Annotated in this window: 18 protein-coding genes and 1 riboswitch; of the genes, 11 read left to right on the forward strand and 7 right to left on the reverse strand. The window is 68.7% G+C overall.

The annotated features are described in order from the left end of the window. Nucleotides 1–3 precede the first annotated feature (3 nt). Nucleotides 4–1,017 (reverse strand): Gfo/Idh/MocA family oxidoreductase, encoded by a 1,014-nt coding sequence (locus AB0P21_RS19145; RefSeq protein WP_363698256.1) that lies wholly within the window; start codon nt 1,015–1,017, stop codon nt 4–6. After that, nucleotides 1,008–2,444 (reverse strand): amidase, encoded by a 1,437-nt coding sequence (locus AB0P21_RS19150; RefSeq protein WP_363698258.1) that lies wholly within the window; start codon nt 2,442–2,444, stop codon nt 1,008–1,010. Before AB0P21_RS19150 ends, AB0P21_RS19145 begins: the two co-directional genes overlap by 10 nt. Before the next feature lie 169 nt (nt 2,445–2,613). Here AB0P21_RS19150 and AB0P21_RS19155 point away from each other — a divergent pair, with 169 nt between their 5' ends. Genes AB0P21_RS19155 through otsB form a run of 3 tightly spaced genes read left to right on the forward strand, consistent with a single transcriptional unit; the run spans nt 2,614 to nt 4,376 of the window. Continuing rightward, the gene (locus AB0P21_RS19155) at nt 2,614–2,922 is read left to right on the forward strand and encodes a DUF3263 domain-containing protein (protein ID WP_363698260.1); all 309 of its coding nucleotides are present in this window, start codon (nt 2,614–2,616) and stop codon (nt 2,920–2,922) included. A 3-nt stretch (nt 2,923–2,925) separates the two neighbouring features. Beyond that, nucleotides 2,926–3,546, forward strand: coding sequence for a LytR C-terminal domain-containing protein (locus tag AB0P21_RS19160; protein WP_363698261.1), 621 nt, complete (start codon nt 2,926–2,928; stop codon nt 3,544–3,546). Next, nucleotides 3,543–4,376: a trehalose-phosphatase gene (gene otsB / locus AB0P21_RS19165; RefSeq protein WP_363698262.1), complete on the forward strand. Its 834-nt coding sequence runs from the start codon at nt 3,543–3,545 to the stop codon at nt 4,374–4,376. The genes AB0P21_RS19160 and otsB overlap by 4 nt, the downstream gene beginning before the upstream one ends. Here the strand turns inward: otsB and AB0P21_RS19170 are convergent. Beyond that, the gene (locus AB0P21_RS19170) at nt 4,342–4,794 is read right to left on the reverse strand and encodes a hypothetical protein (protein WP_363698264.1); all 453 of its coding nucleotides are present in this window, start codon (nt 4,792–4,794) and stop codon (nt 4,342–4,344) included. The two genes, otsB and AB0P21_RS19170, sit on opposite strands and share 35 nt — an antisense overlap. 69 nt (nt 4,795–4,863) lie before the next feature. On the opposite strand from AB0P21_RS19170, the gene AB0P21_RS19175 reads away from it, so the two are divergent. The 4 genes from AB0P21_RS19175 to AB0P21_RS19190 all read left to right on the forward strand — a co-directional run bounded on the left by AB0P21_RS19175 (nt 4,864) and on the right by AB0P21_RS19190 (nt 8,868). Next, nucleotides 4,864–5,817, forward strand: a complete 954-nt coding sequence (locus AB0P21_RS19175; protein WP_363698265.1) for a DNA-3-methyladenine glycosylase 2 family protein — start codon at nt 4,864–4,866, stop codon at nt 5,815–5,817. Between the two features lie 39 nt (nt 5,818–5,856). Continuing rightward, nucleotides 5,857–7,107 (forward strand): cation:proton antiporter, encoded by a 1,251-nt coding sequence (locus AB0P21_RS19180; RefSeq protein ID WP_363698266.1) that lies wholly within the window; start codon nt 5,857–5,859, stop codon nt 7,105–7,107. A 64-nt stretch (nt 7,108–7,171) separates the two neighbouring features. Further along, a riboswitch (SAM riboswitch) is annotated at nt 7,172–7,313 on the forward strand. Between the two features lie 14 nt (nt 7,314–7,327). Then, complete coding sequence (gene thrC / locus AB0P21_RS19185) at nt 7,328–8,596, forward strand: threonine synthase (RefSeq protein WP_363698268.1); 1,269 nt, start codon at nt 7,328–7,330, stop codon at nt 8,594–8,596. Further along, nucleotides 8,593–8,868, forward strand: a complete 276-nt coding sequence (locus AB0P21_RS19190; protein ID WP_363698270.1) for a MoaD/ThiS family protein — start codon at nt 8,593–8,595, stop codon at nt 8,866–8,868. Before thrC ends, AB0P21_RS19190 begins: the two co-directional genes overlap by 4 nt. Before the next feature lie 204 nt (nt 8,869–9,072). Here the strand turns inward: AB0P21_RS19190 and argG are convergent, their stop codons facing one another. Continuing rightward, complete coding sequence (argG, locus tag AB0P21_RS19195) at nt 9,073–10,509, reverse strand: argininosuccinate synthase (RefSeq protein WP_363698271.1); 1,437 nt, start codon at nt 10,507–10,509, stop codon at nt 9,073–9,075. A 58-nt stretch (nt 10,510–10,567) separates the two neighbouring features. Here argG and AB0P21_RS19200 point away from each other — a divergent pair, with 58 nt between their 5' ends. Next, nucleotides 10,568–11,590 (forward strand): zinc-dependent alcohol dehydrogenase family protein, encoded by a 1,023-nt coding sequence (locus AB0P21_RS19200; RefSeq protein ID WP_363698273.1) that lies wholly within the window; start codon nt 10,568–10,570, stop codon nt 11,588–11,590. Here AB0P21_RS19200 and AB0P21_RS19205 read toward each other — a convergent pair. Next, complete coding sequence (locus AB0P21_RS19205; RefSeq protein ID WP_363698275.1) at nt 11,587–12,816, reverse strand: helix-turn-helix domain-containing protein; 1,230 nt, start codon at nt 12,814–12,816, stop codon at nt 11,587–11,589. The two genes, AB0P21_RS19200 and AB0P21_RS19205, sit on opposite strands and share 4 nt — an antisense overlap. A 175-nt stretch (nt 12,817–12,991) precedes the next feature. Here AB0P21_RS19205 and AB0P21_RS19210 point away from each other — a divergent pair, with 175 nt between their 5' ends. The 3 genes from AB0P21_RS19210 to AB0P21_RS19220 are packed head-to-tail and all read left to right on the forward strand — an operon-like array spanning nt 12,992 to nt 15,633. Further along, nucleotides 12,992–14,167: a DegT/DnrJ/EryC1/StrS family aminotransferase gene (locus AB0P21_RS19210; protein WP_363698276.1), complete on the forward strand. Its 1,176-nt coding sequence runs from the start codon at nt 12,992–12,994 to the stop codon at nt 14,165–14,167. Then, nucleotides 14,160–14,903 (forward strand): hypothetical protein, encoded by a 744-nt coding sequence (locus tag AB0P21_RS19215; RefSeq protein WP_363698278.1) that lies wholly within the window; start codon nt 14,160–14,162, stop codon nt 14,901–14,903. The genes AB0P21_RS19210 and AB0P21_RS19215 overlap by 8 nt, the downstream gene beginning before the upstream one ends. Further along, nucleotides 14,890–15,633 (forward strand): amidohydrolase family protein, encoded by a 744-nt coding sequence (locus tag AB0P21_RS19220; RefSeq protein ID WP_363698279.1) that lies wholly within the window; start codon nt 14,890–14,892, stop codon nt 15,631–15,633. The genes AB0P21_RS19215 and AB0P21_RS19220 overlap by 14 nt, the downstream gene beginning before the upstream one ends. Here AB0P21_RS19220 and AB0P21_RS19225 read toward each other — a convergent pair. Together AB0P21_RS19225 and AB0P21_RS19230 are read right to left on the reverse strand one after the other, a co-directional pair. Beyond that, on the reverse strand, nt 15,608–16,552 hold the full coding sequence (locus tag AB0P21_RS19225; protein WP_363698281.1) for a dihydrodipicolinate synthase family protein: 945 nt from the start codon (nt 16,550–16,552) through the stop codon (nt 15,608–15,610). The genes AB0P21_RS19220 and AB0P21_RS19225 overlap by 26 nt on opposite strands. After that, nucleotides 16,552–17,670: a dipeptide epimerase gene (locus tag AB0P21_RS19230; protein WP_363698282.1), complete on the reverse strand. Its 1,119-nt coding sequence runs from the start codon at nt 17,668–17,670 to the stop codon at nt 16,552–16,554. The genes AB0P21_RS19225 and AB0P21_RS19230 overlap by 1 nt, the downstream gene beginning before the upstream one ends. Between the last annotated feature and the right edge of the window lie 17 nt (nt 17,671–17,687).

The following is a 17,687-nucleotide window of genomic DNA, read 5'->3' on the forward strand; positions in this document are numbered from 1 at the left end:
CTGTTATCCACCCAGGTATTCGTCGTCGCCGGGGTAGCTGACCCCGATCTGTCTACGTGTCTCGTCGAGCAGTTCGAGGATCTCGATCGTCGCCGCATGCGGGAGGGCGGGGCATTCGATCTGCCCGGCACGCAGTGCCCGCATCACCTCGGCTGCTTCGTAGTGGTACCCAAGCCCATGCGCCGGTACGTCGATGCGCTCCTGGCCCGCCGCGGTGCTGCGGACGTAGTACGGGGGGTTGTGGAAGCGGCTCGGGAGCAGCAGGCTGCCCTCCGGGCCACTGACCGAAGCCGTGAACGGGTTCTGCGAGCGCAGCCCACAGGTCAGCGCGGCGACGGCGCCGGAGTCGTAGCGCCAGGCCATCGCGACGTTCAGGTCGACGCCGTCCTCGTTGAGCGAGCCGACCGCCTTGAGCTCGTCCGGCTGACCGAGGGCCATGTGCACGAACGTCATCGGGTAGATGCCGCCGTCCATCAGCGCGCCGCCGCCGAGGGCGGGGTCGAGCAGCCGGGCCGGAAGCTGCGGCTTGAAGAAGCCGAAGTCGGCCAGCGCCTCCATCGGCTCGCCGATGGTGCCTTTGGCCAGGTCTTCGAAGAAGGCCTGGATCACCGGGTTGGTGCGCATCCACATCGCTTCGGCGAAGAGCGTGTTGTGCTCGGTCGCGACGGCGACCAGGTCGCGGGCCTGCTTGGCGGTCAGCGTGACCGGCTTCTCGCAGAGCACCGCGATGCCGGACTGCAGCGCGGCCCGGGCGATCGCGTAGTGCTGCGGGTGCGGGGTGCCGATGTAGAGGACGTCGACGTGACCGTCGTCGATCAGCCGGCGCCAGTCGTCGTACCGGTGCTCGATGCCGAACTCGTCGGCGAACCTGTCGGCGCTCTCCAGCGACCGCGACGACACAGCCGTCGCCACCGCCTCGTCGCCGAGCACGGCAAGATCCTTGGTGAAGGAAGTGGAGATGTTGCCTGTCGCAACAATTCCCCAGCGGACTCGCCTGACCGTGTGCACTACACCCATTGTCTGAACTCCGGGGTCGGGAACGGGCCGTGAGCCTTGATTCTCGCGGTTTCGAACGCATGCGCCAAGCGAATGAGGGTGGCATCACTGCGACCCGTGCCGCTGAAGGTGATTCCGACCGGCAGGCCTTCGACCAAACCGGACGGCACCGCCAGCAGCGGGTAGCCCGCCAGTGCGGCATGGGACGACGAGCTGCCGAGGACGTGATCGCCGTTGATCAGGTCGATCGCCCAGGCCGGTGAGTAGGACGGCGTGACCAGGGCGTCGAGCTGATGGTCGCGCAGCAGGTTGTCGATACCGTCGCGGCCGGAGGCCAGGGCGGAGAGTCTGGCGGCGACGTAGACCGCGGAGTCGAGTCCGTCGGTCAGGTCGGAGCGCTCGAAGAGTTCCTGGCCGAAGTACCGGAGCTCGGTGTCGGCGTGGGCCTTGTTGAACGCGATGACGTCGGCGAGGGTCCGCGGGCCGCCCGGGTGGCGGGTGGCCAAGTAGGCGGCCAGGTCGACCTTCATCTCGTACTCGAGGATCGCCAGCTGGTCACGCTCGCTGCCCGGCGCCGGGAGCGACAGGTCGTCGACGAGCGTCGCGCCGGCCGCGGAGAGCAGCTTGAGCGCTTCCTCGGTGGCCTGGTCGAGACCGTTGGAGTAGCCCCACAGCGGCCCCCGCGGTACTCCGATGCGTACGCCGGTGAGGTCGTCGCCCTGGCAACTGGCCTCGTAGTCGACGCCACCACCGGTCATCACGGTCAGTAGCGCCGCGGCCTGCCGGACCGTCTTGGTCATCGGCCCGGCCGTGTCCTGCGAGTGACTGAGCGGGACGATGCCCTGCTGCGGGATCAGCCCGACGGTCGGTTTGAGGCCGACGACGCCGTTGAGAGCCGCCGGGCAGACGATCGACCCGTTGGTCTCGGTGCCGATCGCCAGGTCGGCGAGCCCGGCGGCGACTGCTGCGCCGGAGCCGCTGGAGGAGCCACCTGCGGAGCGGTTGAGGGCATAGGGGTTGCGGGTCAGGCCGCCGTACGCGCTCCAGCCCGAGGAGGACGCGGAGCCGCGGAAGTTGGCCCACTCGCTCAGGTTGGTCTTGCCCAGGATGATGCAGCCGGCCTCCCGCAGGCGGCGGACCAGCGGGGCGTCGTACGGGGGTGGTGGCTGGTCGGCCAGCGCCAGCGAGCCTGCGGTGGTCGGCAGGTCGAAGGTGTCGATGTTGTCCTTGACCAGCACGGGCAGGCCGTGGAGTGGTCCGCGGACTCGGCCTTCGTGACGTTCTGTGTCGAGTCGGGTGGCTTCGGTCAGGGCGGCAGGGTTCGGGGTGCAGACGGCGTTCACCAGCGGATTCAGCTCGGCGTACCGGTTCTGCAGCTCCTCGACCGTCGCGATGGCGGTGCGCGGACCGGGCGACACGTCGCCGGGGCCCTGTCGAGTTGAGCTCACACCGTCGATCCTGCCAGAGTTGAGCACGCCCGGCCGTCCGCCTGGTGTCTGTGGGACGCGTCCCGCGACACAACCCTGGGTAGCTGCGCGGTGAATGACATTGCTGTGTTTCTCCGCGTAGGGTGGAACGCGGACGGACGATCACCGACCGCACGGGAGTCAGCAGCAGATGGACAGCGCCAACGCCAGCTCTTCCGGCCCCGCCGAGGCGGGCCTGCCGGCCGTCGCTGGGTTGTCCGACCGCGACGGTGCCATCCTCGGCTTCGAGCGGCACTGGTGGAAGTACGCCGGTGCCAAGGAGCAGGCGATCCGGGACCAGTTCCAGATGTCGGCCACCCGCTACTACCAGGTGCTCAACGCCCTGATCGACAAGCCCGAGGCCCTCGCGCACGACCCGTTGCTGGTCAAGCGCCTGCGCCGGCTCCGGGCCGCTCGCCAGCGGGCCCGATCCGCCCGCCGCCTGGGCATCGAGGTCTGACCCTTGAATCGCCAACAGGACGAAAGAGGCCAGGTCCTCTCGTCCCTGGTCGCCGTGCTCGCCGTCGTCGCGATCGTCGGCGGTCTGCTGGTGCTGTTCGGGACGCGCGGTAACGACTCCGTCGCAGACTCGGGCAAGCCGGCCGACAAGACGACCCCCAAAGTCACCCCGTCCGGTAGTCCGTCGGTGAAGCCTTCCGCGCCTGCCTCCTCGGCGCCCGCCTCTTCAGCGCCGCCGGCCCCGACCAGCGCGCCGCCGTCGTCCGCGCCGGTCTCCTCCGCGCCCCCGTCGGTGCCTGCCTCGGAGAAGCCCAGCGTGCCGCCGAGCAGCCCGGCATCGATCCCAGTCTCCGCGCGGCCGGCCGTCGAGGTGTACAACAACACCGCGCGCAAGGGCCTGGCCGAGGACGTCGCGATCCGCGCCCGGCAGAGCGGCTGGATCGTCACCGGCCGGGACAACTGGCACGGCAAGATCGTCGCCAGCACGGTCTACTTCCCGGCCGGTATGCAGGCCGAGGCCGAGCAGCTCGCCAAGGACATCGGCGTCGCCCGGACCAAGGACGCCCTGCCGAACATGAAGAAGGACCGCCTCAGCGTCATCCTGACGACGGACTACGCCGGATGAGCACTCCCGTACTGGCGACTGCGGCCGGGCGGGAAGGCTGGGAGGCGATCGTCGACGATCCGGCCGGGGCGGTGATCGCCTCCGACTTCGACGGCACGCTCTCACCCCTGGTCGAGGACCCGTCGATGTCGCGCGCTGCCGACGGGGCCCTGGACGCATTGGCCAGGCTGGCCCGGTCGGTGGGGCAGGTGGCCATCGTGACAGGTCGGCCTGCACTGGTCGCTACGGAGCTGTCTGGCGTTACTGGGCACCCTGGGCTCGGGCGGCTCGTAGTACTGGGTCACTACGGGTTGGAGCGCTGGGAGGCATCCACTGGTGCCGTCACCAGCGATCCGGTGCCCGCTGGGGTTGCTGTCGCCCGGGAGAAGCTCCCGGCGCTCCTGCAGGGCGTAGGCCTCGGGGACGCCTTCGTGGAAGACAAGGGCAGCTCACTGGCCGTCCATACTCGCCGCCTTGCTGAGCCGCTCCCTGCCCTCGAGGTACTGCGTCAGCCGCTCACCGAGCTGGCCGAGTCGGTAGACCTCCGCCTGGAGCCCGGCAACCTAGTGCTGGAGCTCCGGCCGCCTGGGATCGACAAGGGCGTGGCCCTGCGCCGCCTGATCGACTCCACCGGCGCCCGCTCGGTCCTGTACGCCGGGGACGACCTAGGCGACCTCGCGGCCTTCGAAGCCCTGACCGCCTTGCGCGCCACCGGCCTGCACGCAGTACTGGTCGCTACTCGCTCCTCCGGCGCAGCTGCCCTCACCGACGTCGCCGACATCGTCGTGGACGACCCAGCCGGGGTAGTGACCGTCCTCACGGCCCTTTCGGACGCGATCGCAACGCGCTGAACGCCTGACTGACCGTCTGGCCGAGCGGCTGCACCGGGTACTCCGTGTAGTTGCCGTCGTCGAGACCAGCCAACCGCTCGAACGGGTTGCGGGAGGCCGGGCAGCCGGTGCGGCACCACGACCAGACCACACCGAGGACGTAGAGCGGGAACATCGGCAGGCCGAGCAGGCAGAAGTACTGCCACGAGTGCCGCTCCTCGTGCTGCACCAGCACCGGCCGCGCGTCGAAGTACTCACGATCGTGCTTGCTCAGGATCAGATTCCCGATAGTGAACGCACTCGCGACCGGGAAATTGAGCTTGTAGCCGGTCGCGTAGAAGAGCCCCCGCGGCCCCCGGCTGAACTTGGCCCGCCCGATCAGCCCGACGATGACCCCGGCCGGCGTGCTCAGGTTGACCACGTTGACTACCAACTTCAAGCCCTGCCACCCCGACATCGCCATGACTCAGTATGAGGTTCTGTCGGTGGGGTGGGTAAGACTGGCGGGGTGAGTTCGGTGGTTCGGCGGTGGCGGCCTGGGCGGGTGGCGGATCCGCACGTGCTGATCGGGGGGCTTCGGAAGGGGGCGGGGGATCCGGCGTACGTGTTCGAGGCGGGGCGGCGGACGGTGTGGCGGGCTACTCGGACGCCTGAGGGGCCGGTGCTGATCAGGCTTACGCCGTACTCCGCGCTGGGCGAGGTCGAGGCTGAGGCGTGGGGGCCGGGGGCCGCGTGGGCTGTTGACGGGGTGCCTGAGCTGTTGGGGGAAGGGGACAGCTGGGACGGGTTCGAGCCGTTGGCGGAGCACACTGCGCTGGTTGAGGCGGCTCGGCGCTTCGCTGATTTCCGCGTACTGCGGACGCGCGCCGTGTTCGAGGCGATGGCGGCGGCCGGGATCGAGCAGGTGGTGACCGGCAAGGAGGCGTTCGCGGGGTGGCGGATGCTGCTGCGCGAGTACGGCGAGCCTGCGCCGGGGCCGGGGTCGCCTGATGGGCCGAAGATGATGGTGCCGCCTTCGCCGGAGGAGTGGCGGTTGATCCCGTCCTGGCAGTGGCTGCGGGCTGGGGTGGAGGGCAGGCGGTCGCGGGTGGTGATCACCGCGGCGACGCGGGCGGCCGCGCTGGAGCGCACGCTTGAGCTGACCGATGGGGCCGAGGTCGAGCGCCGGCTCAGGTCATTGCCTGGTGTCGGGGTCTGGACGGCCGCCGAGGTGAGGCAGCGGGCGCACGGTGACGCGGACGCGTTCTCCTTCGCCGATTACCACGTGTCCCGCAACGTCTCGTATGCGCTGATCGGCGAGGAGTTGGACGACGACGGCTGTGCCGAGCTGATCGAGCCCTATCGCGGTCACCGGTACCGCGTCCAGGCGCTGCTGACGCTGGCCGGGATCACCCATCCTCGCTACGGCCCGCGCAAATCGCTGCCGACCCACACCCCGGGCGCTACCCACCGCCTGCGCTGATCCGCGTGAAAGCGCTGAGTCTGGGCACAGGATGGCTCTATGAAAATTGACGGGGACGGGCTGTACCTGGTGGCTGGGGCGGCTCTGCTGGTCGGGGCCGTGTTGCCCCGGTTGCTACGGCGGTACGCGATCTCGGCGCCGATCGCCTTCGTGGGCGCCGGCCTGTTGCTCGGGTTGTTCGTCGATCGCTCGCGGTTGAGCCCGATCGCGGAGCCGAAGCTGACCGAGCATCTGGCCGAGCTGACGATCCTGATCGCGCTGATGGGCGTGGGGTTGGCGATCGATCGGCCGATCGGGTGGAAGCGATGGATGGTCACCTGGCGACTGCTGCTGGTGGCCATGCCGGCGTGTATCGCGGCCGTCGCCGGGGTGGGGTGGCTGGTCGGGTTGGCGCCGGCGACCGCGCTGCTGTTGGCCGCAGTACTGGCTCCTACTGATCCGGTGCTGGCGTCCGACGTGCAGGTGCAGGGGCCGACGACGGGTGAGGGCGCTGAGCCCGAAGAGGACGACGAGGTGCGGTTCGCGCTCACCTCGGAGGCGGGGCTGAACGACGGGCTGGCCTTTCCCTTCATCTATGCGGCCGTTTTCGCTGCCACCAAAGGCGCGGTGGGCAACTGGGCGCTGGAGTGGTTCGCCTGGGACCTGATCGGCAAGACCGTGATCGGGGTCGCGATCGGGGTCGGCGCCGGCTGGTTGCTCGGCAAGATGGCTTTCGCGGCGCCGTCGCGGACCTTCCGGCTGGCTGACTCGCGCGAGCCGGTACTGGCGTTGGCGATGACGCTCGGCGTTTACGGGCTCACCGAAGTGCTGCACGGGTATGGGTTCGTCGCCGTGTTCGTGGGTGCGTTGACGTTGCGGGCTTCAGAGCGCAGTCATGACTTCCATGAGGATCTGCACGGCTTCATCGAGCAGCTCGAGCACATCCTCACCTGGGGGATCCTGCTGCTGCTCGGCGTCGCGATCACCGGCGGGCTGCTCAAGCCGCTGACCTGGTCCGGCGCCGCGATCGGGCTACTCCTGGTCCTCGTACTCCGCCCGCTGACCGCCTGGCTCTCGCTGACCGGTACGCCGATGCGCCGGTCCGAGCGTTGGGTGACAGCCGCGTTCGGCGTACGGGGTGTGGGGTCGGTGTTCTACCTCGCGTACGCCGGCGCCGACTTCTCCACCGACCTGCCGTGGTTGTGGGCGACCGTCGGTTTCACCGTCGTGCTGAGTGTGCTGGTGCACGGCGTCGCGGCGACTCCGTTGATGCGGATGCTCGACCACAGGCGTGACAAAGCAGCGAAGTGAGATTGCCGTCTTGCATGGTGGGATCGAAAGACACGATCCGGACCCGATTGGGTAACCTCGGCAGTGCTCATCCAGAGGGACTGAGGGAAACGGCCCGTTGATGTCCCGGCAACCCTCCCCGTACGGCGTTCTCGATCCGAGGCGTCCGGCGGCGGAACGGTGCCAAATCCGTCCTGTGCCGAGATCCGGTACGGGGAAGATGAGGAGGGAAAACTCCGTCATGAGCCTGAGCACCGCAGCCGCCACCCACACCATCCGTGAAGGTGCCTTCGGCAACGGAACCCACCTGAGCTGTCGCGCCTGTGGCGCGAAATCCGAGCTGGGTCCGTTCTATGCCTGTATGGAGTGCTTCGGTCCGCTGGAGGTCGGGTACGAGTTCCCGACCATCACGCGTGAGCAGATCGAAGCCGGACCCAAGAACATCTGGCGGTACCAGCCGCTGCTGCCGGTCCCGGTCGACGTGGCGAGCTTCCCGAACATGGAGCCCGGCTACACCCGGTTGATCGACGCCGGCAACCTGGCCCGCGAGCTGGGCCTGCGCAAGCTGTGGGTGAAGGACGACTCGGGCAACCCCACCCACTCCTTCAAGGACCGGGTGGTCGCGTCCGCCCTGAGCGCCACCCGCGAGCTCGGCATGCGGGTCTTCGCCTGCCCCTCCACCGGCAACCTGGCCAACGCGGTCGCCGCGGCCGCCGCCCGGGCCGGCATCCGCTCGGTCGTGTTCGTGCCGCAGGACCTGGAGCGGCCCAAGATCATCACCACCGCCGTGTACGGCGGGACGCTGGTGGCCGTCGAGGGCAACTACGACGACGTGAACAAGCTCGCCTCCGAGATCGCCGGTGAGGAGGACGGCTGGGCGTTCGTGAACGTCAACGTCCGGCCGTACTACTCCGAGGGCTCCAAGACGCTGGCCTTCGAGATCGCCGAGCAGCTCGGCTGGCGGATCCCGCAGCAGGTGGTGATCCCGGTCGCGTCCGGCTCGCAGCTGACCAAGATCGACAAGGGCTTCACCGAGCTCGGCAAGCTGGGGCTGGTCGACGCGACCGACTACAAGATCTACGGCGCCCAGGCGACCGGCTGCTCGCCGGTGGCGCAGGCGTTCCGCGACGGGTACGACGTGGTGAAGCCGGTCAAGCCGGACACCATCGCGAAGTCGCTGGCGATCGGCAACCCGGCGGACGGGCCGTACGTGCTCGACGTGGCCCGGCGGACCGGTGGGGTGATCGAGGACGTCAGCGACGAAGAGGTGATCGAGGGCATCCAGTTGCTCGCCCGGACCGAGGGCATCTTCACCGAGACCGCGGGCGGGGTGACCGTCGCGACGCTGAAGAAGCTGATCGAGACCGGCCAGCTCGACCCGGAGGCCGAGACGGTGATCATCAACTCCGGCGACGGGCTGAAGACGCTCGACGCCGTGGCCGACCGGGTCGGCCCGAAGGTCACCATCCCCGCGTCGTACGACGCCTTCGTGAAGGCTGGTCTGCAGTGAGTGTGAGCGTCCGTGTCCCGACCATTCTGCGCCCGTACACCCAGGGCGTCTCCGAGGTCTCCGTCGAGGGTGGCACGCTGAGCGAGGTGCTGGAGTCGCTCGATGCGTCGTACCCGGGGATCAAGAGCCGGGTGCTGGACGAGTCGGGTGAGCTGCGGCGGTTCGTGAACATTTATGTGGACAACGACGATGTGCGGTTCTCTGAGGGGCTGCAGACGCCGATCAAGGACGGCGGCCAGGTCTCCATCATCCCCGCTGTCGCCGGCGGCTGATTTTCTTCTTTGTTTTATTGGCGTTTGGGGTCCCCGCCGTGGTGATGAGGCGGGGATCCGCCGTTGTGGCTGAGGTCGGCGTCCGCCTGAAGTACTAGAAGCAGTTGGCTCAGTTGCCTTAGGTGGCACCGAACGCAGAAAGGCAGTGGGCCTCAGCCCACTGCCTTCTGCTTTTCTACTTTCTTCTGTTCTTGTTGCTGTTGGTCAGTCGGTGCCGAACTCCATGGCTGCGTTGTCGAGCAGCTCGTCGTCGGGGTTGATCTGGCCGCGGGAGGCGATCGCGTCGGCGCCGCCTGAGGTCATCTCGCCGATCAGGGTGGTGTCGGCGCCGAGCAGTTCGGCGTGGGCGGAGCCGATCAGGCCCATGCCGGCGTACTGCTCCAGCTTGGCGCGGGAGTCGGCGATGTCCAGGTTCCGCATGGTGAGCTGGCCGATCCGGTCGACCGGGCCGAAGGCGGAGTCCTCGGTGCGCTCCATCGACAGCTTGTCGGGGTGGTAGCTGAAGGCCGGGCCGGTGGTGTTGATGATCGAGTAGTCGTCGCCGCGCCGCAGCCGCAGGGTGACCTCGCCGGTGATCGCCGAGCCGACCCAGCGCTGCAGCGACTCGCGGACCATCAGCGCCTGCGGGTCCAGCCAGCGGCCCTCGTACATCAGCCGGCCGAGCTTGCGGCCCTCGGTGTGGTACGCCGCGATGGTGTCCTCGTTGTGGATCGCGTTCACCAGCCGCTCGTACGCCGCGTGCAGCAGCGCCATCCCCGGCGCCTCGTAGATGCCCCGGCTCTTGGCCTCGATGATCCGGTTCTCGATCTGGTCCGACATGCCCAGCCCGTGCCGGCCGCCGACCGTGTTGGCCTCCAGCACCAGGTCGACCGCGGAGCCGAACTCCTTGCCGTTGATGGTCACCGGCCGGCCCCGGACGAAGCCGATGGTGACGTCCTCGGTGGCGATCTCGACCTCGGGGTCCCAGAACTTCACGCCCATGATCGGGTCGACCGTCTCGATCCCGGTGTCCAGGTGCTCCAGCGTCTTCGCCTCGTGCGTCGCGCCCCAGATGTTCGCGTCGGTGGAGTACGCCTTCTCGGTGCTGTCGCGGTACGGCAGCTGGTGCGCGACCAGCCACTCGCTCATCTCCTTGCGGCCACCGAGCTCGGTGACGAAGGCGGCGTCCAGCCACGGCTTGTAGATCCGCAGGTTCGGGTTGGTCAGCAGCCCGTAGCGGTAGAACCGCTCGATGTCGTTGCCCTTGAAGGTCGAGCCGTCGCCCCAGATCTGGACGTCGTCCTCGAGCATCGCCCGGACCAGAAGGGTGCCGGTCACCGCGCGGCCCAGCGGGGTGGTGTTGAAGTACGCCCGGCCGCCGCTGCGGATGTGGAACGCGCCGCAGGTCAGCGCGGCCAGCCCCTCCTCGACCAGCGCGGCCCGGCAGTCGACCAGCCGGGAGATCTCGGCGCCGTACGCCTTGGCGCGGCCGGGGACCTGGTCGATGTCGGGCTCGTCGGCCTGACCGATGTCGGCGGTGTAGGTGCAGGGCACCGCGCCCTTGTCGCGCATCCACGCGACCGCGACGGAGGTGTCGAGCCCTCCGGAGAAGGCGATGCCGACGCGTTCGCCGACGGGCAGAGACGTGATGACCTTGGACATGAGAATAAGTATGCACTCCTCTGCATGATCATGCAAACCGCCCGGTTAGGATGGCCCGATGCGCGCGATCGTGATCGAGAAGTACGGCGTACTGCCGACGGTGCAGGAGGTGCCCGAGCCGGCGGTTCAGCCGGGTGGGGTGGTCCTGAAGGTTGAGGCGACCGGGCTGTGCCGTAGTGACTGGCACGGCTGGCAGGGCCACGACTCGGACATAGTGCTGCCGCACGTGCCTGGGCATGAGCTGGCCGGGACGATCGCGGCCGTGGGTGCTGGGGTGGAGGGGTGGGCGGTTGGTGATCGCGTCACGTCGCCGTTCATCTGCGCTTGTGGGTCGTGTGAGCAGTGTCTGGAGGGGAATCAGCAGGTCTGCCCGAATCAGTTGCAGCCGGGGTTCAACTACTGGGGTTCGTTTGCGGAGTACGTCGCGCTGCCGTTTGCCGCGGTGAATCTGGTGCGGCTGCCGGAGTCGATGGACTTCGGTACGGCGGCTGGGCTGGGGTGCCGGTTTGCTACCTCGTTCCGGGCTGTGCGGCAGGTTGGGCGGGTCGCGGCTGGTGAGAACGTGGTGATCTTCGGGTGTGGGGGGATCGGGCTGTCGGCGGTGATGATCGCTGCGTCGCTCGGGGCGCGGGTGATTGCTGTGGACACGAGTCCGGCGGCGTTGGAGTTGGCGCGGTCGTACGGCGCTGCAGAGGTGCTGTTGTCGTCTGAGTCTGTTGCCGAGGAGATTCGGGAGCTGACCGGCGGTGGGGCGCAGGTGACGATGGATGCGCTGGGGTCCAACGAGATCGTGCAGAGCGCGCTGCGGTCGCTACGGCCGCGCGGGCGGCATCTGCAGGTCGGGTTGCTGCCGTCCGGGGTGCGGCTGGATGTCGGTGGGTTGATCTGGCAGGAGTTGGAGTGGCTCGGCAGTCATGGGATGCCGGCGCATGCCTACCCGGAGATGCTCGGGCTCGTTGCCTCCGGCAACCTGAAGCCCGCTGAGTTGGTGACGCGGAGGATCGGGCTGGACGAAGTACCGGCTGCGCTTGCTGCGTTGAGTGACGGGACGCCCGCAGGCATCACCGTCATCGAGCCTTAAAGCCGGATCAGATAGACAGTCGGTGGGCGGCCCGTGCGGCCGTGTTGCTGGCTGCCGATGGGGTCGGCCAGGCCGGCGCGTTCGAGGCGTTTGAGGACTCGGCGGGCGGTGCGGAGCTGGACGGCGAGGTGTTCGGCGACGTCCTGGGTGGTGAGGCCGTCGGGGAGGGTGGCGACGAGTTCGCGCATCCGGGACAGCGTTTGGGTGTTGAGGCCGACCCGGCGGGCCAGCAGCGGCAGTGATTCGGGGCCGCGGTCGGGGGCGGGCGCGTCGGTTTCGCTGGACGGCTCGATCACGATCTCGACGTCGTCCGACATCGAGACCACACCGGCCACCGGGCCCATCGACGCGGCGCGGCTGACAGCGCGGCGGGCGAGCGCCTCGGCCTCGGCCGCAGTACGGCCTACTCCGAAGCCGACGCGGGCCGTTGGGTGCCGGGCGGCGAGTGCGTCGAGCAGCGGCATCCGGCTGAACTGCTCGGTGGCTTGTTCGAGCAGGCCGCGGGTGGTGACGACGAGGTTCCGGCCGTCGGGCAGTACTGCGAGGCTGCCGCCGAGCGTGATCAGGTCGCGGGCCAGTGCGTCGTCCGGCTGGGGGAGCTCGACGATGCCGAGGGCGACCTGGGCGTCGCCGACGTGCTGGCCGGTGGTGGTGAGCACGAGGGCCTGCAGGGTCGACTGGATCGAGTACCGCGAGGGGGCGAGGCGCACCGACGGCATCTCGTTCTCCAGCAGGTGGAACGCCGATCCGAGACAGCTGATCGCGACCTTCGTGTCGTGCTGCTCGTGGACGGAGCGGTGGAAGGCGACGATGTCGTCCGAGGTGAGACCGGCGCGGTACGGCAGCACGTGGATGTCGTCGGTGGGCAGCTTGGCCTCGATCAGCGTCTCGATCACCTCCGCCCGGCGCAGCGTGTCGATCGACAGCCGGGTGACGTCGTGGCCGAGCCGGAGCAGCTCGACCAGCGCGCGCAGCAGGGTGGCGCCGTCGTACGAGACGTACATCGCCGGCCGGTCGATGACGCCGGCCTCGGTGGCGATCGTGAACGGCACGACACCGGTGAAGAGGATCGCGTCGACCTGCTCGTGCACCTGCTCGACCAGCTGGACGGCCTCGGTCTCGTGCCGGTAGGGCAGCGGCACCAGGGTCGCCGGGTGGCTCGCGGTACCGACGGCGAGGACGCGCTGGACCAGATCCTCCGGGCCGATGATCCCGACGCTGATCACTGCGGTGCACCCCTCATTGGATCTGTGAACATTCAGGTCCGAAAATCTGTCCCTGCCCCCAATTCGGCACAATAGCGCACTGCTTGCACGATCCGAGGGAACTCTTGACGCCATCTGACGCCGTCTCCTAGGTTTCGGTCAAGACCTAAATTGCTGCAATCTCGGGGAGCCGCTCATGTCCGGAGCGCCAGTACGCCGTACGCCGCTGCCCGGGGTGCTCGAACCGGCCGGCCGGACGATCGGTGCGGAGGAGCGCGCCGCCGTCTTGCGAGTGCTCGATTCCGCCGTGTTGTGCAGCACTTTCGGCGTCGAGGCACGGGCCCTCGAGGACGAGATGGCAGCGCTCTACGGACGTCCCGCGGTGGCCTGCAGTTCCGGTACTGCGGCGTTGCACCTTGCCGTGGCGGCCGTGCAGTTCGAGCCGGGGGACGAGGTGATCACCACGCCGATCTCCGATTTCGGCACGGTGGCGCCGATCCTCGCGCAGAACGGCGTACCGGTGTTCGCTGATGTGGATCCGGCGACCGGCAACCTCGATCCGGCGGCGGTGGAGGCGGCGATCACGCCACGGACCCGGGCGATCATCGCGGTGCATCTCTTCGGCGCCCCGGCTGATGTCCACGCGTTGCGGGCCATCGCGGATCGGCATCGGCTGCTGCTGATCGAGGACTGCGCCCAGGCATGGCTCGGCACTACGGCGTCCGGCGAGTTGCTGGGGACCGTCGGGGACATCGCCTGTTTCAGCTTGCAGCAGTACAAGCACATCACGGCCGGGGACGGCGGGCTGGCGCTGACGGCTGATGCCGAGCTGGCCGCGCGGATGCGATTGTTCATGGACAAGGGATGGGACCGCTCGGGTGGGCGGGTGCACCTGATGCTCGGGCTGAACTACCGGATGACGGAACTGGTCGCGGCCGTCGCTCGCGCTCAGCTCGGGAAGGTTGCCGAGGTGGTCAAGCGACGCCGCGAGGCCGCCTCCCAGTTGGTGACGGCACTCGGCGACCTCGCTGGAGTGGGGCTGCCGTCGCTGGCTGGGCACGCCTTCTGGCTGTTCCCGCTGATCGTGGCCGGCGACAACCATGTCTGGGCCGAGTCGCTGACCCTCGATGGCATTCCGGCCTCCGCGGGGTACCTGGATCGCCCGCTCTACGCCAACCCGGTGTTCACCGGCTCCCCGGTCTACGGCACCTCGCGGTACCCGCTTGACCGTGACTACCCGACCGGCCTGTGCCCGAACGCCGAACGCCTGATCGACCGGACTCTCGTAGTGTTGCCCTGGAACGAGGCCTACACGGAGGCCGACGTCGACGACATCGCCCGCGCGATCCGGAAGGTGCCCACTGATGGCTGACTGGCTGACCCGGTCACCTGACGAAGACATCGAGTACGACGTGGACGTGCTCTTCGGCGCCTGGCCCAGTCATCCCGTCGACACCGATCTCGCCGGCCTCAAGTCCCACCTGGCCAAGCACCAGATCCAGAACGCGCTGGCCGTCTCCACCCGCGGCGCGCTCTTCTCCGACCGGGCCGGCAACGCGGAGACCTTCGCAGCAGCGTCGTCCTCGGACGGGTTGGTTCCGGTGGGCACGGTGGATCTCCGCGATCCGGTCACTGTCGTCGACCAGCTCGACGCGATGGTGGCGCAAGGCGTCAGGTTTCTTCGGTTGTTCACCGTGCAGCAAGGGGTGCCGGGAGATACGCCGGGGTATCGGCACGTCGTCCGGGAGGCGCTCGAGCGAAACCTGGTGCTGTTGCAGGACGGGGATCCGCGAAAGTTCGGCGACGTACTGGCGGGCCGCGGCGCCGAGGTGATCTTCCTGGATCTCCATGTCTATCTGCTCGGCGACTTCGTCCTGATGGCCCAGCAGGAGCAGGGGTTCAGGGCGACGACCAGGATGTTGTCGAGTCCGGACGGGATCGAGCGGGTGGTCGACAGCGTGGGGGCCAGGCATCTGGTGTTCGGGTCGCGGACGCCGTTCATGGACGTCTCGCCGCAGACGCTGCGGTTGCGGTACGCGCGGATCAGTGCCGAGGACCGGCAACTGATTGCTGGAGGCAACGTTCGGGGGCTGCATGCGGATCATTGACGTGCACGGGCACTGGGGGCCGTGGCCGTTCCACCTGGAGGTGGACGGTGTCGAGCTCAATCTCGAGCTGATGGACCGGTACGGGATCGAGCTGCAGATCGTGTCGGCGGCCGAGGCGGTGGTGTACGACGCGGTGGCAGGCAACGCGAAGCTGGCCGAGGTCCTGGTCGACCAGCCGCGGCTGCGCGGGTACGCGGTGGTCAACGCCAACCGGCTGGAGCGCAGCGCGGAGGATCTGAGGGACTGCCTGAGCACCGGACGGTTCGTGGGGGCGAAGATCCACACGACTTATCCGGGGGTGACGATCGGATCGCCGTTGATGGCTGATGCCTTCGATCTGCTGGACGAGTTGAAGGTGCCGTTGCTGATTCACACCTGGGGCACGGACGTGGCGTTGCTGCCGGGGATGCTGGAGAACCGGCCCAACCTGCAGGTGATCGCGGGGCATGCGGGTGGTGACGCGTGGCGCGAGGCGGCCAGTGCGGCGGTCGAGTGCGACCGGATTTATCTGGAGCACTGCCGCACGGTGACGGATGCCGGCCGGATCGCCTACGCGCGCGGGGTCGGCGTACCGATGGAGCAGTTTCTGTTCGGCACCGACTCGACGTTGATCGATCCGTGCATCTCCCTCGGGGTGATCCGCGACGCGGGGTTCACCGAGGAAGAGCTCGGGCAGGTGCTGTCGGGAAATGCGGAGCGGTTGTTCAAAGGCTTTCGAGACAACGGATGACGAGGTCGCGCTCGGCGGCGGGCAGCGCAGGGCCGTAGGGATCGAAAGCAGCCTCCTCGGGCAGCAGGCCTTCCCAGACCGCGGCCCAGAGCATGCGTTGGACGTAGCCCTCGATCGGGTCGTAGAAGGTGGCCGCGGCGAACCGGTCCAAGCGGTCTGATGCCTGCAGGAACTCCGTGTGGTCGCCAGCAGTCCAAGCACGCAGTACTGCGGCTGAAAGCTCTACCTGAGCTGCAGCGATGCCCACCAGAGCAGTGTCGGCTCCCCACATCATCGAAGGGCCGTACATCCGGTCCTCGCCGGTGATGAGCAACTTCCCGCTGGAGCGACCGGCCCAGATCGCGTCCTGACAGGCGACGGCCTGGTCCAGCGTCGCGGTCTTCACCCCGAGCATCTCCGGCAGTGACAGCAGTTCCTCGATCAGCGACGGCGGATACGGGTACCCGCCGGCCCCGCCGTGCAGGTAGAAGCCGACCAGCGGCAGCCCGCTCTCCGCCGCCACCCGCTGGTGCAGCCGCACTGCCGCGGCCTCCCCGTCGGGCAGGGAGCCGTAGGCCGCCAGGGGATAGACCATCACCGCATCAGCCCCGAAGCCTGCTGCGTTGACGGCCATCGACACCGTGGCGTCCTCGGCCTCCTGCAAGCTCCCTGGCGAGACACTGCGGGGTACACCGACCCCGGCCACCAGTGGAGCGCTAGTAGCGGCCCGCCAGGTCGACAGCACCTTGCCGCGGTCCGCATCGCTCAGGTACAGCCCGCGGCCGGTGTGAGCCCACACGGCCACCCCGCCGATGGGCCCCGCTGAGATAGCCGACGCGTAGGCCTCCAGGGCGTCGTACGAGATGACTCCTGAGCTGTCCATCGGTGTGACGACAGCAGGGAGGAGCGTGCCGCGGAGTTGGTCAACTAGTGCGTGCATCAGAGGTCATGTCCCAATCCGGGCCGAGTGGGCACATCCACCCAGCCGTTGACGTCACTGAAGGCCTTGGGAGCCAGCGGCTCCTCGCGGACCAGCAACGGCCCGACCAGGTCGGCCGGGACGGTAGCACCGGGCACAGCAGCCGCCAGGTGTACTGCGGCGAGTGTCGCAACCCCCAGCTCCGGCATGGAACCCACCTTCACCGCCAACCCGGCCGCCTCGGCCAGGTGAGCGATCTGCAGCGCCCTGTGCAGCCCGCCGACCTTGAGGATCTTGATGTTCAGCACATCGGCAGCACCCCGGCGCACAATCTCCATGGCGTCCTGCAGCGACTGCATGCTCTCGTCGACCATCAGCCGCAGCCCGACTCGCTCCCTGAGTCTCACCAGCCCAGCGAGGTCCCACCGGGGCAGCGGCTGCTCCACGAGCGCCAGGCCCGCGTCAGCCATCTTGGTGAGCACCGGCAGCGCGGTAGCGGAGTCGTACCCCTCGTTGGCGTCCAGGCAGAGCTCTGCGCCAGGCGGGAGCGCAGCGAGCACTGCCCGGACGAGTTCGAGGTCGCGCGCCGGATCCTGGCCGCCCTTGACCTTCAGGTGCCGGAACCCGCGTTCGGCGTACTCCGCGGCCTCGGCGGCCATCTCGTCGAGGGTGCCGAGGCCGACCACCCAGGCGGTCTCCACCCGAGTGCGGATGCTGCCGCCGAGCAGGACATGGACCGGCCAGCCGCTCAGGACTCCGGCCAGGTCGAACAAGGCGATGTCGAGCCCCGACTTGGCGACGTGCTGGCCGCGCAGCGCGGTGTCCATCACCAGGTGCGCACCGGCCCGGTCGAGTGGGTCGTGGCCGATCAGAGCGGGCGCGAGGTGCTCCTCGATCGCCGCCCGGACGCCGGCCAGCGTCTCACCGGTGTACGCCGTCATCGGCGAGGTCTCGCCGATCCCGACCACGCCGTCGGTCGTCTCGACCTCCACCACCAGGCTGATCAACTCGTGGCTGACACCGCTGCTGATCCGGAACGGACGCCGGTACGCCGCCCGCACCACCCGGGTGCGGATCTCGGCGATCGAACCGGCGGCCGCGGCGGCCGGCAGACCGATGGGCTGCGATGCAACACTCATGAGTCTGCTCCTCGGGG

This window comes from Kribbella sp. NPDC056861, from assembly GCF_040687575.1.
Taxonomy (GTDB): Bacteria; Actinomycetota; Actinomycetes; order Propionibacteriales; family Kribbellaceae; genus Kribbella.